The sequence below is a fragment of the Nocardia vaccinii NBRC 15922 genome (assembly GCF_001613305.1).
Taxonomy (GTDB): domain Bacteria; phylum Actinomycetota; class Actinomycetes; order Mycobacteriales; family Mycobacteriaceae; genus Nocardia; species Nocardia vaccinii.
In genome coordinates this window covers 285,704-311,259 of record NZ_BDCC01000012.1, presented here as the reverse complement: position 1 = coordinate 311,259, position 25,556 = coordinate 285,704, and the positions used below count along the sequence as shown (strand labels likewise).

21 protein-coding genes and 1 riboswitch are annotated in these 25,556 nt (G+C 68.3%); of the genes, 8 read left to right on the top strand and 13 right to left on the bottom strand.

What is annotated here, in order from left to right:
* Positions 1 to 161: 161 nt before the first annotated feature.
* Positions 162 to 1,019 carry a sigma-70 family RNA polymerase sigma factor gene (locus NV1_RS10020; protein WP_067888249.1) on the bottom strand — a complete coding sequence of 286 codons (858 nt, stop codon included), beginning with the start codon at positions 1,017 to 1,019 and terminating at the stop codon, positions 162 to 164.
* 179 nt (positions 1,020 to 1,198) lie between these two features.
* On the opposite strand from NV1_RS10020, the gene NV1_RS10015 reads away from it, so the two are divergent.
* On the top strand, positions 1,199 to 1,555 hold the full coding sequence (locus tag NV1_RS10015; RefSeq protein WP_067888938.1) for a DoxX family protein: 357 nt from the start codon (positions 1,199 to 1,201) through the stop codon (positions 1,553 to 1,555).
* 125 nt (positions 1,556 to 1,680) lie between these two features.
* On the opposite strand, the gene NV1_RS10010 is transcribed toward NV1_RS10015, so the two are convergent.
* The 6 genes from NV1_RS10010 to NV1_RS09985 all read right to left on the bottom strand — a co-directional run bounded on the left by NV1_RS10010 (position 1,681) and on the right by NV1_RS09985 (position 8,126).
* Positions 1,681 to 2,337: a DsbA family protein gene (locus NV1_RS10010; RefSeq protein ID WP_245713634.1), complete on the bottom strand. Its 657-nt coding sequence runs from the start codon at positions 2,335 to 2,337 to the stop codon at positions 1,681 to 1,683.
* A 183-nt stretch (positions 2,338 to 2,520) separates the two neighbouring features.
* Entirely contained in the window at positions 2,521 to 2,952 is a 432-nt protein-coding gene (locus NV1_RS10005; protein WP_067888245.1) for a hypothetical protein, read from the bottom strand.
* Positions 2,949 to 3,644 carry a helix-turn-helix transcriptional regulator gene (locus NV1_RS10000; RefSeq protein WP_067888243.1) on the bottom strand — a complete coding sequence of 232 codons (696 nt, stop codon included), beginning with the start codon at positions 3,642 to 3,644 and terminating at the stop codon, positions 2,949 to 2,951. Before NV1_RS10000 ends, NV1_RS10005 begins: the two co-directional genes overlap by 4 nt.
* 520 nt (positions 3,645 to 4,164) lie before the next feature.
* A complete protein-coding gene (locus NV1_RS09995; protein ID WP_157116749.1) occupies positions 4,165 to 4,515 on the bottom strand; it encodes a hypothetical protein in 351 nt (116 codons plus the stop codon).
* A 199-nt stretch (positions 4,516 to 4,714) separates the two neighbouring features.
* Complete coding sequence (locus tag NV1_RS45060; protein ID WP_281181814.1) at positions 4,715 to 7,564, bottom strand: helix-turn-helix transcriptional regulator; 2,850 nt, start codon at positions 7,562 to 7,564, stop codon at positions 4,715 to 4,717.
* A gap of 244 nt (positions 7,565 to 7,808) precedes the next feature.
* Entirely contained in the window at positions 7,809 to 8,126 is a 318-nt protein-coding gene (locus NV1_RS09985) for a hypothetical protein (RefSeq protein WP_157116745.1), read from the bottom strand.
* 297 nt (positions 8,127 to 8,423) lie between these two features.
* Here NV1_RS09985 and sthA point away from each other — a divergent pair, with 297 nt between their 5' ends.
* Positions 8,424 to 9,833, top strand: a complete 1,410-nt coding sequence (gene sthA, locus NV1_RS09980; RefSeq protein WP_218026953.1) for a Si-specific NAD(P)(+) transhydrogenase — start codon at positions 8,424 to 8,426, stop codon at positions 9,831 to 9,833.
* A 120-nt stretch (positions 9,834 to 9,953) separates the two neighbouring features.
* Here sthA and metE read toward each other — a convergent pair whose 3' ends face one another.
* Positions 9,954 to 12,224, bottom strand: coding sequence for a 5-methyltetrahydropteroyltriglutamate--homocysteine S-methyltransferase (gene metE / locus NV1_RS09975; protein WP_245713633.1), 2,271 nt, complete (start codon positions 12,222 to 12,224; stop codon positions 9,954 to 9,956).
* A gap of 132 nt (positions 12,225 to 12,356) precedes the next feature.
* Positions 12,357 to 12,587, bottom strand: a riboswitch (cobalamin riboswitch).
* Positions 12,588 to 13,012: 425 nt separating this feature from the next.
* Between metE and NV1_RS09965 the strand changes: the two genes are divergently transcribed.
* A complete protein-coding gene (locus tag NV1_RS09965; RefSeq protein ID WP_067888234.1) occupies positions 13,013 to 13,660 on the top strand; it encodes a sigma-70 family RNA polymerase sigma factor in 648 nt (215 codons plus the stop codon).
* Positions 13,661 to 13,703: 43 nt separating this feature from the next.
* Here NV1_RS09965 and efeB read toward each other — a convergent pair whose 3' ends face one another.
* From efeB to curA, 4 genes are all read right to left on the bottom strand, one after another.
* A complete protein-coding gene (efeB, locus tag NV1_RS09960) occupies positions 13,704 to 14,939 on the bottom strand; it encodes an iron uptake transporter deferrochelatase/peroxidase subunit (RefSeq protein ID WP_067888231.1) in 1,236 nt (411 codons plus the stop codon).
* Between the two features lie 48 nt (positions 14,940 to 14,987).
* Positions 14,988 to 17,054 (bottom strand): iron uptake transporter permease EfeU, encoded by a 2,067-nt coding sequence (gene efeU, locus NV1_RS09955; RefSeq protein ID WP_067888229.1) that lies wholly within the window; start codon positions 17,052 to 17,054, stop codon positions 14,988 to 14,990.
* 178 nt (positions 17,055 to 17,232) lie between these two features.
* Positions 17,233 to 17,442, bottom strand: a complete 210-nt coding sequence (locus tag NV1_RS09950; protein WP_157116743.1) for a hypothetical protein — start codon at positions 17,440 to 17,442, stop codon at positions 17,233 to 17,235.
* Positions 17,443 to 17,484: 42 nt separating this feature from the next.
* The gene (gene curA / locus NV1_RS09945) at positions 17,485 to 18,501 is read right to left on the bottom strand and encodes an NADPH-dependent curcumin/dihydrocurcumin reductase (protein ID WP_067888223.1); all 1,017 of its coding nucleotides are present in this window, start codon (positions 18,499 to 18,501) and stop codon (positions 17,485 to 17,487) included.
* A 206-nt stretch (positions 18,502 to 18,707) separates the two neighbouring features.
* On the opposite strand from curA, the gene NV1_RS09940 reads away from it, so the two are divergent.
* The 4 genes from NV1_RS09940 (at position 18,708) to NV1_RS09925 (ending at position 23,912) form a co-directional block, all read left to right on the top strand.
* Entirely contained in the window at positions 18,708 to 19,730 is a 1,023-nt protein-coding gene (locus NV1_RS09940; protein WP_245713632.1) for an NAD(P)/FAD-dependent oxidoreductase, read from the top strand.
* A gap of 120 nt (positions 19,731 to 19,850) precedes the next feature.
* Positions 19,851 to 22,325 (top strand): hypothetical protein, encoded by a 2,475-nt coding sequence (locus NV1_RS09935; protein ID WP_157116741.1) that lies wholly within the window; start codon positions 19,851 to 19,853, stop codon positions 22,323 to 22,325.
* 8 nt (positions 22,326 to 22,333) lie between these two features.
* Complete coding sequence (locus tag NV1_RS09930; RefSeq protein WP_067888216.1) at positions 22,334 to 22,987, top strand: hypothetical protein; 654 nt, start codon at positions 22,334 to 22,336, stop codon at positions 22,985 to 22,987.
* 127 nt (positions 22,988 to 23,114) lie between these two features.
* On the top strand, positions 23,115 to 23,912 hold the full coding sequence (locus NV1_RS09925) for a LysR family substrate-binding domain-containing protein (RefSeq protein ID WP_067888213.1): 798 nt from the start codon (positions 23,115 to 23,117) through the stop codon (positions 23,910 to 23,912).
* A gap of 82 nt (positions 23,913 to 23,994) precedes the next feature.
* Here the strand turns inward: NV1_RS09925 and NV1_RS09920 are convergent, their stop codons facing one another.
* Entirely contained in the window at positions 23,995 to 24,273 is a 279-nt protein-coding gene (locus NV1_RS09920) for a DUF2631 domain-containing protein (RefSeq protein ID WP_084525223.1), read from the bottom strand.
* A 98-nt stretch (positions 24,274 to 24,371) separates the two neighbouring features.
* Between NV1_RS09920 and dxr the strand changes: the two genes are divergently transcribed.
* The gene (gene dxr, locus NV1_RS09915; RefSeq protein WP_067888210.1) at positions 24,372 to 25,529 is read left to right on the top strand and encodes a 1-deoxy-D-xylulose-5-phosphate reductoisomerase; all 1,158 of its coding nucleotides are present in this window, start codon (positions 24,372 to 24,374) and stop codon (positions 25,527 to 25,529) included.
* Positions 25,530 to 25,556: the final 27 nt, after the last annotated feature.

Sequence of the window (25,556 nt, the reverse complement as noted above, 5' to 3'; positions counted from 1 at the left end):
AATACCCGGCAGGGGTCGGCTCGGGCGGTCCTGGCCTGCCGGCTGATCGGCAGCGGCCGGACCATGCCGGGCGCGGCGCATGCGTCGGACCGCAGGCAATTCGGCCACCCTGTCGCCTCCTTACCGAGCGATCCGGCATCGTCAGGCCGCGACGCCGCTGATCAGCGCTGGTGAGCGGCGGCGAGATCGGGTCGATCCCGCGGCATGCGAGGACGAACGACGTCGATCCGGCTGACGCGACCGTTCCGGGTGGTGACGTCGACGAACGCCAGGAGGTGGCCGCCCGGGGCGATGACACGAGTCGCCCGGCCGGCGATCACCATCGGGACCGCGGCGCGGATCCGGTCGGCGAACAGTGTGGTCTCCTCGGCGACCGCGCGAGCGCCGGCGACGACCGGCGGCGCGCCGGGCGGCACCAGCGCGGGATCGGCGGCGCGCACGCAGTCCTCGGTCATCAGCGCGAGCATGCGGTCGATGTCGCCACCGGCGGCTGCGTCGAGGAATGCTTCGACGACCGCGCTCGCCTCGGTGGGGGTCGCCGGTTCGGGATCGGCTCGTTCGATGCGCCGACGCGCCCGGCTGGCGTGTTTCTTCGCGTTGTCGGAGCTGGTGGCGAGAGTCCGCGCCACCTCCCGGAACGGGAAGTCGAACAGGTCGTGCAGGACGTACGCGACGCGTTGCGGCGGGGTCAGGTGGTCCAGGACCACCATCAAGGCCCGGGAAATGTTCTCGCGCTGTAGAAAGCTCTCGTCCGCCGCCAGTGCCTCGGCGGGGATCATGTCCGCGAGCAGCGGCTCCTCGCGGCGGCGATGTCGCGTGCGCAGTTGATCGAGGCAGACGTGGGTGAGCACCGTGGTCAACCACGCCGCCGGGTTGCGGACATCGGTCGCGTCGCCGGTCGATGCCTTGATCCACGTGGTCTGCACGGCGTCCTCGGCGTCGTGCACCGATCCGAGCAATCGGAATGCCACCGCGGTCAGTTGTGGTCGGGCCGCTTCGAATTCCACATCGGATACCACCGGGTGTCACCTTTCCGAGGCGTGAGACGTCGGGACGAACGAGACCACCGAATCTCTGTTCCGAAGTCCACCACCACACGAGGGAGCAACCTGCTGATGAGCGTACCGAAGGTCAGGTCCCGGACCCCATTGCGCCGGAATCTCGCGATCGTCGAACGCACCGAGAGCCGGTGCTGCGCATGACCGCCCTGTTCGTCGCCACGATCGTGTGCATCGCGGCGAACGCGGCCATCGCGCTCGCCGACTATGTCCGGGCCGGGTTCGTAATGCGGAATTCGGCCGAGGTGCACGTTCCTGCGGGCACCGTGCCGTACCTGGCGACACTGAAACTGGCGGGGGCCGTAGGGCTCATCGCCGGACTGCTCGCCCTGCCCTGGCTCGGCGTGGCGGCGGGAATCGGCCTGACCCTGTTCTTCGTCGGCGCGATCGCCGCTCACATCAGAGCCCGCGTCTTCCGAAACATCGCCTTCCCGGGCCTCTACCTGCTCCTCGCACTGGCTGCCGCCGCCTATCTACTCGACGTCGCGATCGGGTGATGATGCGGTCGATCACCGGGGTCGTTGCCGCCACTTGTCGCGGCCTGCACGATCAGGGGTGTTGAAACAGGTCTCCCCGACATCATCGCCCGATATCCGAGCGCGGCGAAACACGTCTTCCGCGCTCAGCCCGCCGCGATGAACGGGGCGAGCCCGCCGGGGGACAGCAGGGCGCCGCCGGCGGTGATCTGTTTGCCGTTGACGGTGACGGTGGGCGTGGAGTGCACCCCGCCGGCCAGCACCGCCTTGGTCTTCGCGCGCAGGTATGTGTCATAGCTGCGGTTGGTGATGCATTGCGCCACAGCGTTTTCCGTGTAGCCCGCCGTCCGGGCGATGTCGATCAATCGCTCGTCGGTGAGGCCGTCGCTGCCCTCTTCGGGCTGCTGGGCGAACATCGCGGCCAGCCATGACTGATAGTGCTCCAGGCCGGAATTCGCGACGCAGAACGAGGCGTTTCCGGCGCGGGAGGAATACTGCGTGGTGCTCGCCCGGTCGAGGAAGGTGATGACGCTGTACTCGACCGCGGCGGTGTGGTCGCGTACCGCGCCCTCGAGCACCGACCCGTTGTTCGCCTCGAACATCTTGCAGTACGGGCACTGTAGATCCATGACGACCCGGACCGTCACCTTCGCATGCGGATCCCCGATCCGGACCGCGCCGTCGGCCAGTACATGCGCTGCCGACGACGCCCCGGGAACCGCGATGGCCTTACCCGAGATCTCCTTCGCGAACGCGATCCGCGCCAGCAGGCCGACGCTGATCGCGACGGCCGACACCACCACGATCGAAATCAGGACTGCGATGTACTTGCGATTCGATGTGGGGTTCGGTGGCGGCGACCAGTCGCCGGGAATGGTGCCTCATATCGGTTCCCCCGTTCGCCGGACGTTCGGAGCCTCAGCTTAGGCGGCGTCTCCGGTTCCCGGCGACTGAGTCCGCCGCGGATCACCCGGTCGGCTTCGCGCTCAGACGACGGCGTCGGTCAGCACGAGGATCCCGCCCACCAGCAACGCGATCGCCTTGATCACCTCCAGGGCGACGTATGCGTAGTGGGCGTTCGAGCGGGGAGCGTCCGCACCCGCGAGAACGGCGTCGCTGCGGCGGGTCAGTCCGGGGCGGACGAACAGGAGTTGGCCCGCGAGCATCAGCACGGCGATCACCGCCGCGACCGAGACGCCGCCGTACGGCGCGAACAGCAGAGCCACCACTATGACCACGGCGAAGACGACCTCGATCGTATTGAGCGCGCGAAACACCATGCGGCCGATGCCGAGTCCGATCGGCAGAGTCACCTGCGGTGCGCGGAATTTCAACGGCGCTTCCAGGAACGAGATCGCCAACACCATGCCCAGCCAGACGAACAGGATGGCGGTGATGACGGCCTGGGCGGAACTCATGGGATGTGTCCTGTCTGTTCTGCGGCGGGATACTCCCCGCCGGTGGTGGTCAGATGTGCCAGGCACAGATCGGGCCGGGCGAACGCGTCGAGCCGGTCGACGGTGACCGAGGCGCGCCGGGCGTCCAGCACGCCGCGCATCAGGCCGAGGTGCACCGCGCACACCAGTGCGGGACGGTCCTCGACCAAATCCAGAAACGGACAGTGCCGCAGCAGGATTCGTTCCCGATCCGCCGAATCCAGCCGCGGGTCGAAGCCGAGCTCGGCCAACGTGCTCAGCAGGACATCGGTGGCGGATTTCCCGGTGTCCGGAGGCGGGAGCCGGCGGCCCCAGGCGCGCCCGGCCCGAAGCGCGTGCGCGGCCGGATCGGATGCGTTCTCGAGTTCGGCGAGCAGGATCCGCGCGAGCAGTTGGTAGTTGCGCGGGCCTGTCGGGTCCATCCCACGATGGGCGCGAAGCATCTGTGCGGGCCGCCCCGGGCCGGTGCGTTCCGGCCGCACGTGCTCGGCCTGCCCGGCCGACACCAATGCGTCGAGATGGAAGCGCACGGTGTTGGCGTGCAGTCCCAGTCGAGTGGACAGGTCGAGGATGCTCAACGGTTCGCGGGCTGCGCGCAGCGCCGACAAAACATCGGCACGTCGACCGTGAGTACGGGCCGTTCGGCCGACGGGATCGGCTGGTGACGGACTCATCGGCCGATTCCGGCCTGCGCGTCGACCCCGCGGCGCCCTACCGTGCGCGGTCCGCTGATCGCATACCTCATACCTTATTTATACAACACAATATTGGATAAATCAGCAGGGGGTCGGCCGCAGTGGGGCCGGTGAGGTCTGCGCTGGGCTGCGGGAGACTTCGCCGAGTCGAAGGCCTCTTCGACTTCGCCTGTGCTGGTGGGTAATTCGAATATCGAGCCTGTGGGCTCAGGCCACGGCGGCACGCTCGGGATCGAGGCGGCGGGCCTCGTGGTGGGGCGTTGAACCGCGGCGAAGTCCATCCGGCCCTCGGTGACGGTTTCGTGCGAATCACGCACCGTCGCTTGCCGACTGCCGAAACGGTCTGGCGCGCGGGAACATTGGATGGCGAGACCGGTTTTTCGATGCGAGGTGTCCGTTGGGCTCGATCGGCGAGGTCCGATTGTGCCGATTAAATATTGCTAAGAGTTAGCTGTATGCCGAATGTGTATTCGCTTCCCGCCGCTGTGTACGGGGTCGGTCAGCGGGGGCCGTTCGGAGGGAGCGGGGGGTGGGCGGCTTGGGCGGCCGCGTCGGTCACCTCGCGGACGCGGGCTGCCGCGCCGCGGAGCTGATCGCCCAGATGGGTGGTGCTGATGGAGCCTACGAAGTAGTCGACCTGCACGTTATCGGCGAAACGGACGTCGCAGACGAACCAGCAGCGACCCGTGGGCGAGGTCGGTTCCAGCGCGCAGCGAACGGCCAGTTCGGTCAGTGCGGCGGCGGCTTGGGCAGGGCTGCCCGCATTGCCGACCTGCCACCAGGTCTCGCCGTAGTTGTCGGGCCGCGAGATCGTCACCTGATAGGTGAGCAACTCTCTAGCATCCTCCACTCTTGAGAACATACCGGGAGTCGGAGAATTAGTCACTAGTCAGCAAACGCTCAGGTACGGATCGATCATTTCCGGATCTTGATGTGACAGTGTCCACATTCCGCGTACATCCATCGTGGTGCGACTGTTGTCCGGCAGGTACCGCCCGGTACGGAGGGCGGGTGACCACCGGACATGGCTCATCCGATCGCCGATCCCGTCAGATGTTCTCCCGCAGTGCCGCTAGTTCGGCGCGGGAGCGGATACCGAGCTTGGTATAGATGCGAGTCAGGTGGTACTGAACGGTTTTGGTGGAGATGTACAGCTCGGCCGCCACCTCCCGATTGGGCAGCCCGCGGGCGACCAGTGCGGCCACGGCCCGCTCCTGCGGCGTGAGCTGGTCACCGGTCCGGTCCGCGCGCTGGGCCCGCACACCTCCGGCCTTGAGTTCACGGTCGCAGCGGATCACATAGGTATGTGCGCCAAGTGCGGCGAAAAGGTCGCGGGCGGTGGAGAGTTCGGCGTCGGCCTCACGCCGTTTACCGGCGCGACGCAGTATCTGCCCGTAGTTCAGGCGCACCCGGGCGCGGTCGTACCGCAGGGGCATACCGTCGAGCTGTTCGAGGGCTTCGGTGAAGGCCGCGCGGGCATGATCGAGATCGCCGCGCGCACCGGACAATTGGCCACGTGCCGCGCGCAGGCGGGCTTGGGCCGAGGGACGGACGAGTTCGGCGGCGTGCCGCTCGTGCCGGAGGAGAAATGCCTCGGCCTCATCGTACGCGCCCTCGGCGATCAGTGCGAGCGCGTACATATCGGCCCACGGCCACTGGCCCGGATCGTCGGGGCCGTTCCACGCCCACGCCTGGGTCATCGGACGCAGCGCGCGCAGCACTCCGGCCGAGTCCGCTCGCGCCTCGGCCCACTGTGCGCGGGCCAGATACGAAGGCACCCGCATGATTTCGTAATCCTGCGGCCCCGCCGCGGCATGTCGTAAGGAGATCTGCGCCGCATGCCAATCGCCGCGCAGACAGTGCACGGATGTCGCGGTCCAATGCAGCAGCGGGGCCGAGAGCGCCATGCCGGTACGGTCCACCAGTTCGGCGGCCTCGGCGACGGTGTGCAACGCATCGTCCCAGTCGCCGGTGAGGAACTGGACGCGCGCCAGCCAGGCCCTGGCCCACAGCGAAATTCGCGTGGAACCACCGAGATAGGTTGTCGGGACGGAGCTTTCCAGATCCGAGCGGGCGTCGTCGAATGCGTCGGTGATGAGATTCAGCCAGCCGCGTCCCATGATCATGCGCTGCACCTGAGCGCCGGTCGGGATCTGGCGGGAGAGTTCGGAATATGATCGCCGCGCCGCACTGGTGTGTCCGTACATCAGGCCCAGCCCGCGAATCGCGGCCGCCTCGACCGCCGCCGGGGCACCGGGTCCGACCAGTGCGATGGCGCGATCCGCCCAGTCCACCAGATCCTTCGGGCGACAACGGCACAGCGCATGCAGCACATAGCGTTGGCAGATCAGTGCCGCCACATCGGGTTCCCGTTCGGCGTTCACCAGATCCCAGGCTCGGGCCAGCCGGGTCTCCGCCTCGGCGGGCCGCCCGCGCACCATCGCCAGATAACCCAGGACCGCATTGCGCAGCGGCGTCTCCCGCAGACTTTCCACCTCCGGGATCAGCGCAGTGGCGGCGAAGATGTCACCCGCCCCGACCAATGCGTCCACCGCTCGGGTCAATCGCCTTTCGCGGGTGAGCCGATCGGCGGTGAGGCGGCCGGCATCTCGCAGCAGCGAGGCCGCGGTTCCCCAGGCGCCCTTCGCCGCCTGCTCGTCTGCCTGCTCGTCGAGCCGATCGGCCAGATCGGCATCCGGCACCGGTGTGGCCGCCACCAGCAGTCGCAGTCGTCGCACCGGATCCTCGGTCGATTCGGCTGCGCGGCAGCGCAGTTCGGCCGTCGCGGCCGGACCCATATCCGCCAGCACCGCCGCGCGCAGCATCGAGTCGGCCGGACCGATCTCGGTGAGTCCCTGTGGCCCCGGTCGCACCAGTCCGGTCCGGACCGCCTCGTCCAGCACAGTGAGCAGATCGTCGTCGATTCCCGCAAGCGCTGCCACATCCCGTACCGGGTTGCCGGCCCCGAGCACAGCCGTCGCCTCGATCAGTCGCCGCGCTGCGCTCGTGCAATCACCCAGTGCCGCACGTGCTTTCGCAGCCACCGTGGTCGGTGCCGGGAGGTCGGGATCGAAGCCCGACCACACCCGCGGCGGAACCTCGGTGAGCAGTTGCTCGACGTCGCGCAGCACGCCGTCGGTATGCGCACGCAGTCGCTCGGCCATCGACGGATGGAGCGCGAGCCCGTGCCGCGCGGCGATCCGCCCGATCTCGGCGGCGGTGAGCGGATCGATTCGCACTGTGTCCGTGCGGACCCGGTGCAACAGTTCGACAGCCTCCGGCGGGAAATCCGCATCCCGCACAACCATCGCCGCCACGACGAGCAGCCGGGCGTCACGATAGTGGCGCACCACAGATGCCAGAGTCTGCAGTGAAACGACATCGGCCCACTGCGCGTCGTCCACCACCATCAGAACCGTCTCGGCACTACCGATTCGTTCGGCAATCATCGCCGCGATCTCGACCGGCCCCCGTCCGTCGCCGAAATCCTCGACCGCCGCGCACGTCGCTGCCGCACCGCCGAGGGCGGCTGATCCGGAAAGGGCCGGGGTCACTGTGGGACCCGTAACTATCGTGGGCGTTGCGGGCGCTGTGGAGCCCGTGGTGCTGCCGAGGGTTCGGTACTTCCGATGGTCTGCGGTCTCGGCTGGTGTCGCAGTGGCGCTGTCCGAACCCGCGGCATCGGTAGGGCGGACGGGGGAGACGAGTCCCGGGAAGAGTTGATCGATGATGCCGAACGGGTAGCCGGTTTCCCACGATGCGGCGGTTGACCAGCGGACCGGGCCGTCGTGGTGTGCGGTCAGTTCGCGCAGCAACGTCGTTCGGCCGTCGCCGGAGCGACCGGTGAGCAGGACGAGACCGGGGCCTCGGTCGCGGACGTCGCGCAGGTGGGTGACCAGGGCCGCGAGGGCGGCCGGTATGAGAATTATGGTGACACCACTGGCCGCTCATCCGTCCAAGATTTGAGCGGACTCCCGCCGAGGTGGCCTTCGTAGGCGAAATCCCTGGTCTGTCCGGTGATCGGCCGGACAGCCAGGGATCGTCGATGTCAACGGTGGTGCGATTTTCCGTCGTTCCCCGGGCGGTGCGCCGAGCGCTTGCGAACCGAAAAGCGTTGGGGCACAGCGAAACCACCTCGATGGGTTACATCTGCGGCGGGTTCTGGTCCGGCTGATTCTGGCCCTGCGGCGCCACGACGAAGGTGCTCTGCCCGGAGTCGTCCAGGCCGGTGTCGAGGATCTTGTCGTCCAGGAAGGCGGCGGCCTTCTCGTCCAGGAAGATGCGGGAACCCTCGGCGCTGAGCACTTGGTCCTGCTCGGCCGGGGATGCGGCAACCGCGAGCTGGAGCGCCTGGGTGTTCTCGGTTGCGGAAAAGATCCGCAGGCCCGCCTCCGCGGGCGCACCATCACCGGAGGTGATCGTGCGTACGGCCTCGATGGCTGTGGGGGTGAGCATGAGCATATGTCTGGTTCCTTCCGCTGTCGGGACGGACGGCCACGGGCGTGGCCTGTCTTCGATTGCGTGGGCCAGTCTTCGAACCCGATCATCGACGCCGGCGTCGTCGTCGGCGTTCTTCCCCGGGTAACCGTGCGCGCGGCGGTAAAACATCTTTTCCGACATTCGCACTCTCACCTGGGCTTATGGGTTCCCGAGCCGGTAGTTCGCGAATCGTGCGGCCGCGGTGTGGTCACCATGATGCCCCTGGATCGACCGGCGCGATGCCGATTGCATCTGTGGATTTCACCTTTCGCTGTCAGACTGAGCCGCATGTACGACTACGACGTTCTGGTTCTCGGATCGGGCCCCGGCGGTCAGAAGGCGGCGATCGCCACCGCGAAACTGGGTAGACGAGCCGCCGTGGTGGAACGGCGGGACATGATCGGCGGGGTGTGCATCAACACCGGCACGATCCCGTCCAAGACTCTGCGCGAGGCGGTGCTGTATCTGACCGGCCTGAGCCAGCGCGAGATGTACGGCCAGAGCTATCGGGTGAAGGAGGACATCACCGTCACCGATCTGCTCTCCCGGGCCCAGCACGTGATCGGCCGCGAGGTCGATGTGATCCGAAATCAGTTGTCCCGCAACCACATCACGATGCTGCCCGGGATGGGGTCGTTCCTGGACGCGCATACGATCGAGGTGATGGACGGCACCGGCCGGGAGACCCGGGTCACTGCCGAGCACATCGTCATCGCCACCGGAACCCAGCCCGCGCGCCCGGAAACGGTCGACTTCGATGGGAAGACCATCATCGATTCGGACGGAATTCTCCAGCTCGACCGGGTGCCGCAGTCGATGATCGTGGTCGGGGCGGGCGTCATCGGGATCGAATACGCCTCCATGTTCGCCGCGCTGGGATGCAAAGTGACAGTGGTGGAATCGCGCGACCGGATGCTCGACTTCTGTGATATCGAGGTGGTCGAGGCGCTGAAATACCATCTGCGCGACCTCGCGGTGACCTTCCGCTTCCGCGAGACGGTCGCCGCGGTCGAGCGGCATCCGCGCGGTGCGATCGCGATCATGGAGAGCGGCAAGCGAATCCCCGCCGAGGTGGTGATGTACTCGGCTGGGCGGCAGGGCATGACCGAGAGCCTGCGCCTGGAGAAGGCCGGTCTGAGCGCGGACAAGCGCGGTCGCGTCGCCGTGGACGAATACTTCCGCACCGAGGTGCCGAACATCTACGCGGTCGGCGACGTCATCGGCTTCCCGGCACTGGCCGCGACCTCGATGGAGCAGGGCCGTCTGGCCGCCCATCACGCCTGCGGCGAACCGGTGCAGGCGCTGTCCTCGCTGCAGCCGATCGGCATCTACACCATCCCGGAGATCAGCTTCATCGGCCGGACCGAGGATCAGTTGACCGCCGACCGCAAACCGTACGAGGTCGGCGTCTCGCGCTACCGCGAACTGGCCCGCGGCCAGATCATCGGCGACTCCTACGGCGTGCTGAAACTCCTGGTCTGCAGCGAAACCCGCGAACTGCTCGGTGTCCACGTATTCGGCACCGGCGCAACCGAACTCGTCCACATCGGCCAGGCCGTCATGGGGTGCGGCGGCACTGTCGACTACCTGGTCGACGCCGTCTTCAACTACCCCACCCTCGCGGAGTCCTACAAGGTGGCCGCCCTCGATGCCATGAACAAGATCCGCCAGATCGAACATATGGACTGACCGCCGCGGACGTTCTGCTGTTCGTCCGGGTCGTGTCGCCGAATTCGGCCCGGTCGCCGAAGGCGGGCCGGACCGGTCCGCCGGCCGGTGTCGGCGACACCGGCCGGCGGGTGCGTCAGGTCATGCCTGACGCAGCGTTGCGGCGGCGGTGACCATGTTGCGGAGCGAGGCGATGACCTCGTCGGGGGCGCGGGTTTTCAGGCCGCAGTCCGGGTTGACCCACAGGCGTTGGGCGGGAACGGCTTTCAGGGCCCGGGTCAGGGATTCGGTGATCTCCTCCGGGGTGGGGACGCGGGGGGAGTGGATGTCGTAGACGCCGGGGCCCACGCCCAGGTCGAAGCCCGCGGCGTTGAGGTCGTCCAGGACTTCCATATGCGAGCGGGCGGCCTCCACGGAGGTGACGTCGGCGTCGAGTTCGGCTATGGCGCCGATGATTTCGCCGAATTCCGAATAGCACAGGTGGGTGTGTATCTGGGTGGTATCGGCCACGCCGGAGGTCGCCAGGCGGAAGGCGGCCACCGCCCACGTGAGGTATTCGGCCTGGTCGGCCCGGCGCAGGGGGAGCAGTTCGCGCAGGGCGGGCTCGTCCACCTGGATGATCGCGGCGCCCGCGGCCTCCAGGTCGATCGTCTCGTCCCGGATGGCCAGGGCGATCTGCCGGGCGGTATCGGACTCGGGTTGATCGTCGCGCACGAACGACCAGGCCAGGATGGTTACCGGGCCGGTCAGCATGCCCTTGACCGGTTTACCGGTCAGGGACTGCGCGTACGAGATCCACTCGACGGTCATCGCGGCGGGCCGCGTGACGTCGCCGTAGATGATCGGCGGCCGTACGCAGCGGGTGCCGTAGGACTGCACCCAGCCATTGGACGTCGCGGCGAATCCGCCCAGTTGTTCGGCGAAATACTGCACCATGTCGTTGCGTTCGGGCTCGCCGTGCACCAGTACGTCCAGGCCGATATCCTCCTGCAGCGCAACAACTTCGGCGATCTCCGCGCGCATCCGGGCGGCGTACTCGGCAGCGTCGATCTCACCGCGGCGCAGCGCGGCGCGGGCCAGCCGGATCCGGCCGGTCTGCGGGTACGAGCCGATCGTGGTGGTCGGCAACTGCGGCAGACCGAGCCGGGCCTGCTGGAGTTCGCGACGCTGATCGGCCGGGGCGCGTCGGGTGTCGGCGGTGTCGAGCCGGGCCAGCCGGGTGCGGACCCGCTCGACGTGTAGCCGCGGGTCGTTGCGGCGATCGCGCAGTGCCGTGCGGGCGATCTCGAGCTGTTCGGCCACCGTGCCGGGCCCCTGATGCAGGGCAGTCGCAAGCGTGACGATCTCCGCGACCTTCTCCGCGCCGAACGCCAACCACGACGCCAGCCGCGGCTCGAGGTCGGTCTCCGGCTCGAGCGAATACGGCACGTGCAGCAGCGAACATGAACTCGACACCGCCACCGCCGCGCCGCCGTCGGACAGCTGCGCGAGCGTGGCCAGAGCCGCATCCGGGTCGGTGCGCCAGACATTGCGCCCGTCGACCACGCCGGCCACGATCAATATCTCGGTCAGCGTCCGCGCTACCGGCAGATCGGCCGTCTCATCGGCGACCAGATCCACCGCGATACCGTCGACACCGGTGCGCGCCAACGGTTCCAGCGCCTCGCCGAGACGGCCGAAATAGCCGGCGACCAGGATCTTCGGCCGCGAGGACGTTGTGGCCAGACGCCGGTACACCGTGTCGATGGCGGCCGATTCGGCCGGGGTGAGGTCGGTCACCAGCGACGGCTCGTCCAACTGCACCCAGCCCGCTCCCGCCTCGGCGAACAGCGCGAGCAACCGCTCGTAGAGCGGAAGCAGGTCCGCCAGCCGATCGAGCGGGTCGGTGCCGTCGACCGCCTTGGCCAGCTTCAGGAACGTGATCGGGCCCAGTACGACCGGACGGGCCGGGATTCCCAGCGCCCGCGCCTCGCGCAATTCGGCCAGCGGCTTGTCCGGATGCAGTGAGAACTGCGTCGCCGCACCGATTTCCGGCACCAGATAGTGGTAGTTGGTATCGAACCACTTGGTCATCTCCAGCGGAGCGACGGCGTCGGTGCCGCGGGCCGCGGCGAAATACCGGTCCAACTCGTCCTCGATGCCTTGCACACGTTCGGGCAAGGCACCCAGCAGCACCGCGGTGTCCAGGACGTGGTCGTAGTAGGAGAAGGTGCCCACCGGCACCGAATCCAGCCCGGCCGCGTGCAGCGAGGTCAGTTGCGCGGTGCGCAGATCGGCGGCGACGCGATGCAGTTCGGCGGCATCGATGCGCCCGCCCCAATAGGATTCGACGGCCCGTTTGAGCTCCCGGTGCGGGCCGATGCGCGGCGCGCCCAGCACCGTCGCGGTGAATGTGGTGTTCGTATCAGGCACGGTTGTGCTCCTGTTCGACAGTGGACGACCGCCACCCGTCGAACGTGCGCTGATGGAGCCCTCACAGCATGACACCGTGCCCGGTTCCACTCGGCGCACGCCCTTTCCGCGGGGCGACGGCCGCCGGATACGGCGTATCCGGCACAGACGGCAGGTCTTCGGACTCACGGGCGCCGATTCGGATGAATCGACCGCGGCAGACGGTGCTGCCCGGCTGGTCCTAACGGCCGTCGCTTCCCAGGTCTCGCACCCAGTGCCTGTGACGGCGGTCGTTCCCGTTCACCGCTGCGGGACAGTCCCGGATTCTCACCGGGTTCCCTCTCACCCGGGCCGGGGTACGAAACCGTCGGCGGCCGGGCTTCGACGCCGGAGGGTGAGTTCGGGGCTCCTCAGCTTCACCACGGCGAACCAGCTGCACGCTCCAGCATACGATGCCGGCTCACGCGGACGTGCGGCTCGGTCGGTGCGCGCGGACCACAGCCGTCGCGGTCTCCCGACGTCCCGCGCGGCCTCCCGCTGGTCAGCGCACACCGATGATCGTGAGAGTGACATGTGGATCCGAACAGTGTCGAGATGCGACTCGAGCTTCAGCCTCCATACGGGGTGCGTTTCGGTGTGCCGCCCCAGTGGGTTCCGTCGGCAGATGCGAGAGGTTTCGTGGCCCGACCAAACCGGCGGGTGGTGCTGCGCGAAGCCCCTTGCGTCCGATCGGCCGTGCAGCCCCTGCGGCCGGTATTGCGAATACCGATCGTTCCGATGTTGTTCGGAGGATTGCTGCAGGTGCGAGCGTGATCAGAACAGAAAATCCGGTACGCGGTTCGCGAGCCATCGATGAGCCCATCCTCGGGCGGGCCCCCGGTGCTGCGCGAGCCGAGCAGGACACCGACCGCCGCCACCTCGTCGAACTCCTGCACGCCGTGAGCGGCGGCGACCGCGTGGCGTTCACGGCGTTGTACCGGCAGACCAGTCATCGAGTGTTCGGGTACGCGCTGTGGTTACTGCGCAACCGCGCGCTGGCCGAGGAGACCGCTCAGGAGGTGTACCTGCAGGTGTGGTTGCTCGCGGGCCGCTACGACGAACGGCTCTCGAGCCCTCTGAACTGGCTCGAGATGCTGACCCATCGGCGCGCGGTCGACCGGATCCGCGCCGAATCCGCGGCCATCGGCCGCGACGCGCACTTCGGCAGGCTCAATCGTCCGCGGGACCACGACGTGGTTTGCGAAGCGGTAGAGCAGACGCTGGACGAGCGGGCGGTCGTTCGCGGTTTGCGCGAGCTGACGCCGCTACAGCGCGAAACCATCGTGCTGGCCTATTACGGCGGACTCACCTATCCCGAGGTCGCCGAGCGGCTGGGTAAACCGGTGGGCACGGTGAAATCCCGCATCCGGGACGGGCTGCGGAATTTGGCGGTCTGCCTCGCGGACGACTCGCGCTGAGCAGCGCCGGATCCGGGCCGGTCCCACGTACGCGTGGGCGCGATCAGGCGAGCATCCCGCGGCCGTACCAGTCGTTCTTGTCCGCGACGCCCGGGAGTGCGAAGAAGTAACCACCGCCGAACGGCTGCACGTAGTCGGTGAGCGGTTCGTTGACCAGGCGGGTCTGGATGGCCTCGAACTGGCGTTTCACATCCTGCTGATAGCAGGAGAAGATGTGGCCCGTGGCGAGGTTGCCGTTGGGGTCCACGCCGAGGTCGTAGTTGTAGGACCGGCGGATCAACTGCTGGCGCGCGGTGTCGGGGGTGCGCGGATTGGCAAGGCGGATATGCGAATCCAACGGGATGACCGAACCCTTGGGGTCCGCGGCGTAGTCCGGGGTGTCGAATTCCTGGTTGCCGTCCAGCGGCGCGCCCGAATCGCGGCGGCGGCCGAACATGTTCTCCTGTTCGGTGATCGAGACGCGGTCCCAGAACTCCACCAGCATGCGGATCAGCCGCACCACGTGGTAGGTGCCGCCGCGAGTCCAGGCGGGCTCGTCCGCGGCGTCGGTCCAGATCAGCGATTCGGCGTTCGAACCGGTCGGATTGGCGGTGCCGTCCTTGAAGCCCAGGAGGTTTCGGCCGGTGCCGGACGGGCGCGGCGGGGAGTTGTAGCCCTCGATCTTCCAGCGCAACTGGAGCGCACCACGAGTCTGCCGGGTGATATCGCGGATCGTGTGGTGGACCGTGTCCGGATGGTTCGCGCACAGCTGCACCAGCAGATCGCCGTGCGTCCACGCCGGATCGGGGGCGTCGTTGGGGAAGGTGCGCATCGGAGTGAGCTTGGCGGGCTTGAGCTTCGCCAGCCCGAACCGGTCGTCGAACAGGCTCGCGCCCACGCCGGTGGTGATGGTCAGGCCGTCGGCGGGGATATCGGCGCCCAGTACCGCGCTGTCCGAAGGCGGTTGTCCCACACCGAGATCCGGCGCGGCGCCACCGGCGGTGAGGAAGCGCGCGCGGCCGGTGAGCGTCTTGAACAGATCGGCCAGCTCGGATTTGTTCGCGACGGTGACGTCGAACGCGGCGAAGCAGGCGGCGTTCTGCTTGCCCGAGGGCCCGGGGGTCAGGATTCCGGCCTGATGGGTGCCGTGGAATGGATACGACGACGCCATCGCGCTCTGCCCGGTACCGGCCGCGGCGGCGTCCACGCGAGCGCCCTCGGCGAGCACCCCGGCGGTCAGCGCGGTCCCGGCCGCACCCGCGACGGCGCCCGAGAAGAATCGGCGGCGACTGACATCCATCGTGAGGTCCTACTTACTGTGTTGGGGTGTGGGGTGTGGGGCCGAAGTTCAGTGCGCGAGTGGAACTTCGAGCAACCGCGGCACCCGGGCGAGGTCTTCCAGCGCCGCGCCGAGCGCGGCTCGCACGGCCTGCTGCCGCGGCTGCGGAGTCTGCGCGGGCGCACGCCACTGCCCGTTGTCCTGGGTGGCCAGCAGGGCGGCGTGCAGGGTGTCCAGGTGGGCGGACAATTCGGTGCGCAGGCCGGGTGCGCGGGCATCCAGCAGGGGGCCGAGTTCGTCGAGCACCGTGCGGGTGACGTCGATATCGGCGTCGGTCAGCGGATAAGCCGATCCGGAGCCCTCATCATCGATGCCGAACAGGTGATCGCGCAGAGCGTCCTCGAGGATCTCGTGCGCGCGGATCGGCAGATTCGTCGGATCGCCCGCCAGATCGTCGCTGCTCAGATTCTTCCGGATGTCGGCGATGTCGCCGCCGAGCCGACCGATCACCGGCATCAGCTGATCGGGGCCCTGACCGTGCCAGAGGCCGTATTCGATCCGGTGCAGGCCGGTGAAACCCGCGTCGGAGGCGCCGCCGGGGAGGCCATCGGGCAGCCCGTCCACGGCGGTGCCCGCATCACCGAAGCTGTTGTAGGACGCGCCGACACGTTCCCATTCCATCTGCGCGGCGAGCCAATCTGCTTGTGCGGCAGGGATGTTGTTGGCCTGCACATCGTTGCCGATCGCGGTGACCGCGCTCGCGAGCCTGCTCAGCGCCTGATCGGCGTAGGCCTGGTAGGCGTTGTTGGCCGGGGTCAGGTCGTTCGCGGTGACCGGCTGGACCGCGGGCGGAGTATTCCCGGACGCGCCGCTGACCTGCACCGTCGGCGAGGTGGTCTTGGGCTTGCCGGACATCAGGCAGGTGATGGTGTAGCTGCCGTTGCCCAGCGTCGCGGTCATGTCCGCGGTGGTGGCCGGGCCGATGGTCTCGATCTCGCCGACGATCGCGCCCCCCGCGTCGAGCAGGTTGATCTCGCCCGCCTTGCTCGTCTTGTTCTGGATCTGGAAGGTCTGCGTGCCGGACTTGCCGGACTTCCACTCGGGTGCGCACGAGCTTTCGCCGATCGTGACGGCCTGGACCGAACCGCTGCTGCTGGAGGGCAGCAGCGCGATCGCGATGGCCGCGGCCACGACGGGGACCAGAACCAGGGCCGTGGCCACGAGCGCCAGGCGCGGTCCGGCCACGCGCTCCCACCAGTCCGGCGTGGGCTCGGCGGCTCGGGCGGTGGTGGTGGCAGCGGCCGGTGCCGCGGCCGGTCGGCCCGCCCGCACGAACAGCGGAATGATCACGGCCAGATATACCACCCAGGACACGACCTGCAGGACCGTCATCTTGGGCGTGAGTTCGGTGATACCCGAGATGATCGAGACCCACCAGGAGTTCGGGTCGACGTGTGCGGTGAGGTCGAAGGCCACCCAGTGCAGGCCGGGCAGCCACCCCGCGTCCTGCAGATCGCCCAGACCATAGGCGAGCACACCGGCCGCGATGACGATCAGCAGCAGGGCGGTCCGATTGAAGAACACTCCGAGGTTGAACCGCACGCTTTGCCGATACAGCAGCCAACACAGTGTGATGGCGATGATCAGGCCGAGCGCCGCGCCGATCAGCGGGGCCACCGTGGCGCCGGACGCCTTGACGGCGGTCCAGACGAACAGCGTGGTCTCGAGCCCCTCCCGGCCGACCGCGAGGAATGCGGTCAGCGCCAGCGCACCCGCGCCCAGGGCCGCGGCGCGCACGACCTCGCCGCGCAACTGTTTGGACAGCGTCGCCGCCGTGCGCCGCATCCAGAAGATCATCCAGGTCACCATGACTACGGCGAGCACACTCAGGACGCCACCGACCGCCTGCTGGGCCGAGCTGGACAGCACACTGGTCGAATAGGTCAGCACCGCTGCGAAACTGCCCGCCACCGAGATCGCGCCGAGCAGGCCGAGCCAGATCGGTGCGGTGGAGACGGGACGCTCCGCGGTTGCCGCCTTACGCAACGCGGCCAAGAGGATGGTCACGACGAGACCGGCCTCGAGACCTTCCCGAAGGCAGATCAGCAGGTTCGGTACAGCCTCAGCCCAGTTCACCCTGCCAAAGGTAAGGCATACCTATATGTCAGGTCCAATCATTCGTCACCGAATTCGTGAATTACCTGGTCAACGTGGTGGAGAAGTTCGTGCAGCGCCAACTGTGCGGCAGAGCGGCTGTGGCTCGGGAGCACGATCTGCAGGATCGCGCGCCTGGTCCCCACCAGACGGGATCGGATCAGGCCGACCGGCGGGTGGCGGTTCCGGCCAGGTCGACGACGAGTTCGCCGATCAGGTCGCGAGTGGCGCGGGCGCGGGCCAGGGCGGGATCGCGAGGATCGACGTCCAGCAGGTCGATCAGATCGTTCATCGAGCCGAAGATGGCGACGAGCCGTCGCACCGCAGCACGCCGTTCGGCCGGCGCGAGGGGCAGTGACATGGTGCTCACACGACAGGTATCGCCGCGGCGCGACACATGTTTCACATCCCTTCAGTCCGCTACGTGCACAACGAGTTTGCCGAGGTTCTTGCCGACCAGCAGTCCGCGGAACGCCTCGATCGTGCCGTCGAATCCCTCGACCACGTCTTCCAGATAGCGGACCCGGTCCTGTGCGATCCACTGCGGCATCTGCTCGAGGAAGGCGGGCATCTGCTCACCGGCGAATTCGGTCTGGATGAAGCCGCGGATGGTCAGGCTCTTGCGCAGCACCGCCGACATGAGCAGCCCCAGCCGGTCCGGCCCCTCGGGCAGGTCGGTCGCGTTGTAGTCGGCGACCAAGCCGCACACCGGAATTCGCGCGAACGAGTTGAGCCGTGGGAACACCGCGTCGAAGACCGCGCCGCCGACGTTCTCGAAGTAGACGTCGATGCCGTCCGGCACCGCGGCGGCGAGCTGTTCGGCGAAATCCGGTGCGCGATGGTCGAGTGCGGCGTCGAAACCGAGGCGTTCCCGCAGCAGCGCGACCTTCTGCGGGCCACCGGCGATGCCGACCGCGCGGGCGCCGTGGATCTTCGCGATCTGCCCGACCGCGGAGCCGACCGGCCCGGTGGCCGCCGCGACGACCACCGTCTCACCGGGCTGCGGGCGGCCGATGGTGAGCAGCCCGGAATAGGCGGTGAATCCGGGCATTCCGAGTACGCCCAGCGCGGTGCTCACCGGCGCCGCGGCCGGGTCGAGGCGGCGCAGATACCGCACCGGCTCCACCGAATGGGTCTGCCAGCCACCGTAACCCAGTACGATGTCGCCGGATCGCACTGCGGGATCACGTGATTCGAGGACGCGCGAGACCGTCCCGCCGACCATGGTCTGGCCGAGCTGCACCGGGGGCGCATACGACGGCGCGTCGCTCATCCGTCCGCGCATGTACGGATCGAGTGAGAGATAGAGCGTTTCCAGTAGGGCCTGACCCGAATCGGGTTCGGGCAGTTCGACGGTCTCGGTCCGGAAATTCTCGGGTTCGGGCATGCCGACCGGGCGTGCGGCCAGGACGATCCGGGTGCTCTTCATCGGTGCTGCCACCTCCGGTGAGTCGGAATCGGTACGCGGACGAGTCTCCCACGTATCACCGCGGTCTCGGCGTGGACCCGCTGCTCGGCCACAGCGCGGCACGACCGATGTGCGCGAAGGCCGGTGCGGCGGAATTTTGCTGATTCAGCAAATCTACTTGCCGGAACTGGATGTGGTCCGGAGTGTGGTGTGCCGAGGAGGTGGTCATGGTGACCGAACAATTGCAGGACGGATACCACGTGGTCGTGGTGGGTGGCGGTGCGGCTGGGCTGAACGGGGCGCTGATGCTGGCCCGGTCCCGGCGATCGGTGGCGGTGATCGATGCGGGCGCGCCCCGCAACGCGCCCGCCGACGGGGTGCACGGGCTGCTGGCACGCGAGGGCACTCCGCCCGGCGAACTGCTGGCCCGGGGGCGCGCCGAGGTGGCCGGATACGGTGGAACCGTGGTGACCGGCGAGGTCGCCGCGGTCGTGCGGGACGAGGACGGATTCGTGGTGCGTCTCGGGGACGGCAGGTCGGTGCGGGCGCGCCGGCTGCTGGTCGCGACCGGCGTGGTCGATGAACTGCCCGATATTCCGGGACTGCGCGAGCAGTGGGGCCGCGACGTGGTGCACTGCCCGTACTGCCACGGCTGGGAGATCCGCGACCGGGCCATCGGGGTGCTCGGCACCGGACCCGCGTCGATCCATCAGGCGCAGATGTTCCGGCAGCTCAGCGATGACGTGGTCTACTTCGCGCACACCGCGCCCGCGTTGTCCGCCGAGCAGGCCGTGCAGCTCGCCGCACGCGGCATCCGCGTGGTGGAGGGTGCGGTGGCCGCGGTGGAGGTGACCGGCGAGCACATCACCGGTGTGCGCCTGGCCGACGGCACGGTCGTCCCACGAGCCGCGCTGGCCGTCGCTTCGCGCTCGGCCGCTCGCGCCGCATTCCTCACCGGAATCGGTCTGCACCCGGTCGAACATCCCAGCGGCGCAGGCGAGTACATCCCATCCGATCCGCTGGGGCGGGCCGAGGTCGCCGGAATCTGGTTGGCGGGCAACGTCACCGACCCCTTCGCCCAGGTCGGCGCGTCCGCCGCGGCCGGAGCGATGGCGGGTGCGCAGATCAACGCCGATCTGATCCTGGAGGAGACCGCACAGGCCGTGGCCGACTACGAATCGCCGTTCTCCGCGGCGACGGAGGCGAAGGTCGCCGCCGTGGTCGGTGGTGAACGAGCGCACGGACTCTAGCGCGCGTCGGCGCGGCTGCCCGATGATGTTGCGGCGCGGAATCTTCCTGGTGCCTGTCGGTGCTCCGTCGTACGATTGTCCCGGTCGGCGCGAGGGGTGACCGACTCGCGAGGAGGGGCCGTGACCGACGCTTCGAGGCCCGGTTATCCGGTGCCGCCAGGTCATTCGTTCGGAGTTCCGCCGGCCACGAGTGCGCCCGGCTATTCGCTGCCGCCGAATTCGCCTGCGCCGCAACGTCGTTCTCAAGGGTTGCCGATCGTTCTCGCGATCCTGTCCGTGCTGCTGGTCGTGGGGCTGGCGGTGTTCACGGTGGTGCGGATCGGGCAGGTATCCGATACCGCCGTGCAACGCCGGCAGGTCGCCCGGGAGAATTTGGCGACGGCGCAGCTGCGCTTGACTCGCACTCCGGCCGTGCATTTCACCGGCAGGATGCTCGGGGGTGCGAATTCGCCATCGCAGTGGCTGCAGGTGGACCTGACGGTGACCAATGTCGGCGAGGCCACCGGGACGGTCGCCACCTCCTCGGGCGCGTCGCTGAACTACTTCGCGACGGGCGGGAAATCCTTTCTCCAGGGCGCGGCCGATGCCTGGACCGCGTTCGGCGCCCCGGCCGACGCCGCCGCGAACTACGCAGGACGCAAGGTCCTGGCCCCGCCCACCCTGTTCACCGCCGACCCCGCCACGGTCCTGGCGCCGATCAACCTCGCCGTCGCTCTGGATCCTGCTGCGGCACATGACAGACCGCTGCGCATCGGTACGCCCGTGGATATCGGCGGCCACCGTTCCACGCCGGTGACCAGCGGCAATGTCACCGTCTATCTGAGTGATCCGGTACGGCACACCGCGCATTCGCCCACGACGCCTCCGTCCGGGCCACAGAGCACGGCGCCGTCGTCGTCGGCGACCCCGGCTCCCGCAACTTCCGCGCCCGCCTCGCCGACTCCGGGAACGCCCGCGCCGGTAACTCCGCCGCCGGCGACACGACCACCCGCGGCGTCGTCGCTCGCGCCGCCGCCCGCGACACCGTCGCCCGGGACGCGTCCGGTCGGCGCCTTGTTGCCCGGAATCCCCTCGGCGGCAACGTCATCGCCTGTAGCGGAGACGATCCCGATCACGTCGTTCGGAGCACCGTTGCGCGCATCGCCGTCTGCCGGGGTGCGGTGGTCGGCCGAGACATCGACTACGCCAGTGTCCGGCCCTGTGCCCGTGGGCCTTTCGCCGTCCCGGTTGTCCGTGCTGCCCGCGCGGTACACGCCGGTGCATCGTGGTCCCGTCCCGTCCGGGACGCCGGATTCCGGCGACCCGGTTCCCGATATCGATCGGATCGTGGTCGACGCGGGCGCGAGTGATCCGGGCGAGCCGCAGTTGCCGCAGATGGACCTGAACGCCGGCGCGGTGGACGGGGACAAGACCGAGGACCTCTACGACGCGATGCCGGATCAGGTGAACACCCTGTCCGATGCCATCGACTCACGAGTCCGGTTGAACGGCACCGTCACCGGTCACTTCCTGCAGAATCCGTGCCAGGGCACCTGCACGGTGGAATTCGACGTCTCCAACACCATCGAGGCCGGTCCCGGAATCACCGTCGAATCGGTCGATTTCACCTATCAGGTGACGATGTCGGCCGAGGTCGCGATGAACCTGGGCCCGGAGTGCCAGGGGGAGGCCGTCATGCCTCCCAACGGCTCCAAGACGCTCACCTGCACCGCGACCTACATCCCTCCTGTCGCGTCGTACGAGGGGGAGACGTTCCCGATCGAGGCCAGGGTCGTGTGTCATGTCCGGGCGATGGGAAACGCCCAGGTCGACGCGGTCCGCAAACAGGTGACCGGTAACGGTCGGAAGGTTCCCGCGCTGAATCCCGACGAGCCCGAGGACGTCGCCGATGCCGCACAACGGCATACCGATTCGGGCAGCCCGATTCCGCAGCAGCAGTGGACTCGGGAGTACAACGGGATCTCCTCGCGGGCGCCCGGCGCCGGCGGGATGCGGGCCGATCAGCAGGAGGCGGTCTCCGCCGCGTTGGGTCGCCTGCCGGTCAAGCAGGGAGACCGGGCCAAGATTCTGGCGAATCTGCGGGCCGGTGATCGCACGCCCGCGGGTGCGGAGGTCGCCGACATCATCGGTTCGGAGCGTCTGAAGGATATGGAGGGCTATGCCGACCAGGTATCTGCGCTGGCCCAGTCCAGTGTGACCGGACGCAGCGCGGCGGCGCAGCAGTTGCGCTTCGGCGACGAGCTGTATCGCCGCGGTCAGCGAAATCTGGTCTTCGAGCGGAAGGCCGACGGGGTCTACGACATCGATGTGGGGGTGAAGGCGCCGGACGGTCACCTGCTCTACGGCTATCAGCTGAAGGAGACCGGAAATCCCCGCAATGCCGCGAACAGCATTGTGCGACAACTGATCAACGCACCGGCCGACCACAAGGTCGGCATCCTCGACGTGCCCTTCCCGGCCTCGGAACTGAGCGTTGCGACCGCGCAGAGCCTCGCGCAGTCGGCCCAGCGTGGCAGTCTCACCTACTACCTGCGGTTCTCCGACGGCACCACCCGTACGATTCCCGGAGACGGATCGGTATTCCCCGGCGGGTGAGGTGAGCGATGTCTGATCGGACGCTGTTGCGCACTCCCCATTTCAGCCTCACCTGGACGTGGTGGCCCACCGAGGCGGTCGGCAGTCGAGCGGCGCAATTCGAGGTGGCCGCCCGGCTCGCCGACATCACGGTTCGGCACGGCCTGCTACGTCCCGAACGGGTGCGTTGCCAATGGTGCGTGGGGCGCAGGATCGTCCCTGGGGTGCTGACCACGATTCCGCTCGATCGCCGCTTGGACGATCCCGCCGTCGCCCGAGCATTGACCGAGGCGCGCCCACCCGGTCTGGATCCGGACGCCACGATCTGCGACCTGGTCCTCACCGGTCCGGGAACCTGGTTGGACGAGAACGGAATTCCCCACGCCGAGGACGAAATCCTGCTACTGGACATCGATCTGGCCCGACCCGATCCCGTGGTCACCGCCGAAGTCTTCCACGACATCTGGATGCCCCACGATTTCCGCGGCGTCCCGCACCCGAACATCTACCGCCACAACGCGCCCCGACTGGCCGCCACCCTCACCGAGATCGCGGAGACCCTGCGAACCCCCACCGACCCCGGCGACCCGTCCCGCTACGGAACCCCCCGCACCGACGGCCTCGCGAACGCCCTCGACGACACCGGCCGGCCCGCCGATGTCCTTCCGGACGATCCGCGGTAGCACTCTCGAACCCAGGGTCGGGTCGAGCATCGACAGCGTCATCTCACCCCGAGCCGGCGCGGGCCGTTCGGATTTCCTGCGAGATGCAGTGGGCATTCCGGTGGCGGTATCCCATACGCTTGGTCGGATGAACGAGTGTGCTCCCGATGCGCTGCGGGTCGGATACGTGCCGGGCGTGACGGTCGCCAAGTGGGCCAGGATCTGGGCGGAGCGGTTCGCGGACGATTCGCTCGCGGTGATCGGCATCCCGCAGGCGCGGCAGGAGTCCGCGCTGCGCGATGGGGAGGTCGACATGTGTTTCGTCCGCCTGCCCATCGACCGCGAGGGACTGCACGCGATACCGCTGTACCGGGAACTGCCCGTCGTGGTGGTGCCCAAGGATCACCCGATCGCGCTGTTCGAGCAGGTCGCCACGACCGACCTCACCGACGAGCGCATGCAGGACGCCGGCGACCTGGACGCCCTGTCCGGCACCGTCGAACTCGTCGCGGCGGTCGGCGGCGCGGCGATCATGCCGCATTCCCTGGCCCGCCTGCACCACCGCAAGGATCTCGTCTACCGCACGGTCACCGACCTCCCCCCGACCGAGATCGCCCTGGCCTGGCCGATCGACGTGGACAACCCGGCGGTGGAGGATTTCATCGGCGTCGTCCGCGGCCGCACCGCCCGCAGCACCCGCGGCCGGCAGCAGGATGCGGCGCCGGAGGGTAAGAGCGAGTCCGCCGGGAACAAGGCCAGCGCAGCCGATGGCAGGGGAGCGCAGTCCGGGCGATCGCGTTCGGGCGGCGGCAAGGCGAGTGGGAAGTCCGCGAGCGGCAGGGCCGGTACCCGATCGGGCGCCGCGAAGGCCGGTGGCGCGAAAGCCGAAGGGGCACGCGCGAGCAGGGCGGGGCAGCGGGACGCTCGCGGTCGGCGCGGTCGATAACCGTTCTCGGACAACAGAAAACCGCCCGGTGACGGTCTCTCGTCGTGCCCCGCGCGGGGCTCCGGGCGGCTGAATCCCAGTTCTACTTGGGCTTGTTCTTCAGCACGGTGTCGCGGACCAGGATGCCGAGGATGGTCGCGGCGAACAGGATCAGGTAGATGTAACCGGTCCAGCCCGTGGACGCGCCCTGCTGGTTCTCGTACAGCATGGCGAGCAGGATGAGGGCCACGACCACGCCCGCGACCTTGAAGGTCATCCGGGATTCACCGCTCCAGCCGAAGGCGGCGGAGGGAACCTCGGCGGGGTCGACCTTGGTGACGACGCCGCTGTTCTCGGCGTGTTCCATATCCTTGCCGGCCACTGCTCGCTCCCATCGGTTACAGGTAGAACTGTCGGACATCATCGTTACATACGACTGCCCGTCGTAGCCAGCGGGGTGAGCAGGTGTCAGCTTCCGTAATGCGGAACAATGGAGTGGTGTCCGACATAGTGAGAGTCCTGCTCCTGGGCAGCACCGGTTCCATTGGTACGCAAGCGCTCGAGGTGATCGCCGAGAACCCGGACCGGTTCCAGGTGGTGGGACTGGCCGCGCGGGGCGGCAACACCGACCTGCTGGCGCAGCAGATCCGAGCCACCGGCACCACCGAGGTCGCCGTCGCCGATCCGGCCGCCGCCGCGAAACTCGGTGTGCGGCTTGCCGGTCCGGACGCGGTCACCGAACTGGTGCGCCGGACCGAGGCCGACGTCGTCCTCAACGCCCTGGTCGGCTCGCTCGGACTCGAACCGACTCTGGCCACCCTGGAATCGGGCCGCCGCCTGGCGCTGGCGAACAAGGAATCCCTGGTCGCCGGCGGTTCGCTGGTGACCAGGGCGGCCAAACCCGGTCAGATCGTCCCGGTGGACTCGGAACATTCGGCGATGGCGCAATGCCTGCGCGGCGGACGTGCGCAGGAGGTGGACCGGTTCGTGCTCACCGCCTCGGGCGGCCCGTTCCGCGGCTGGACCACCGAGATGCTCGAATCTGTGAACCCGGACGAGGCCAAGGCGCATCCGACGTGGTCGATGGGCCTGATGAACACCCTCAACTCGGCCACCCTGATCAACAAGGGGCTCGAGCTGATCGAGGCGCACATGCTGTTCGGCATCCCGTACGACCGCATCGACGTCACCGTGCACCCGCAGTCGATCGTGCATTCGATGGTCACCTTCGCGGACGGCTCGACGATCGCCCAGGCCAGCCCTCCCGATATGAAGCTGCCGATCGCACTGGCCCTGGGCTGGCCCGACCGGGTGCCCGGCGTCCTCGCGCCGCTGGATTTCACGAGGTCGCACACCTGGGAGTTCGAGCCGGTCGACGCCGCTGTGTTCCCGGCGGTCGAACTCGCCAGGCAGGCAGGTCAGGCGGGTGGAACCGTGACCGCGACCTACAACGCGGCCAACGAGATCGCGGTGCAGGCATTCCTCGACGGGCGGATCGGCTTTCCCGGTATCGTGCGCACGGTCGCGGCTGTGGTCGAGTCGGCCGACCAGTGGCGCGCGGAACCCAGTACCTTGGACGAAGTGCTCGCGGCGGACGCGTGGGCGAGACAGCGTGCGCGCACGTACGTAGGCAACTGACTATGGCATGAGCCGGAAGGGCCGCCA

Bases quoted from the DNA above. Each gene is read 5' to 3' on its own strand.
- curA (WP_067888223.1), bottom strand. From the start codon at position 18,501: ATGAAGAGCACCCGGATCGTCCTGGCCGCACGCCCGGTCGGCATGCCC.
- NV1_RS10005 (WP_067888245.1), bottom strand. From the start codon at position 2,952: ATGAGTTCCGCCCAGGCCGTCATCACCGCCATCCTGTTCGTCTGGCTG.
- NV1_RS09925 (WP_067888213.1), top strand. From the start codon at position 23,115: ATGAACGAGTGTGCTCCCGATGCGCTGCGGGTCGGATACGTGCCGGGC.
- efeB (WP_067888231.1), bottom strand. From the start codon at position 14,939: ATGGATGTCAGTCGCCGCCGATTCTTCTCGGGCGCCGTCGCGGGTGCG.
- NV1_RS10000 (WP_067888243.1), bottom strand. From the start codon at position 3,644: ATGAGTCCGTCACCAGCCGATCCCGTCGGCCGAACGGCCCGTACTCAC.
- NV1_RS09930 (WP_067888216.1), top strand. From the start codon at position 22,334: ATGTCTGATCGGACGCTGTTGCGCACTCCCCATTTCAGCCTCACCTGG.
- NV1_RS10015 (WP_067888938.1), top strand. From the start codon at position 1,199: ATGACCGCCCTGTTCGTCGCCACGATCGTGTGCATCGCGGCGAACGCG.
- NV1_RS09985 (WP_157116745.1), bottom strand. From the start codon at position 8,126: ATGCTCATGCTCACCCCCACAGCCATCGAGGCCGTACGCACGATCACC.
- dxr (WP_067888210.1), top strand. From the start codon at position 24,372: ATGCGGAACAATGGAGTGGTGTCCGACATAGTGAGAGTCCTGCTCCTG.
- NV1_RS09940 (WP_245713632.1), top strand. From the start codon at position 18,708: ATGGTGACCGAACAATTGCAGGACGGATACCACGTGGTCGTGGTGGGT.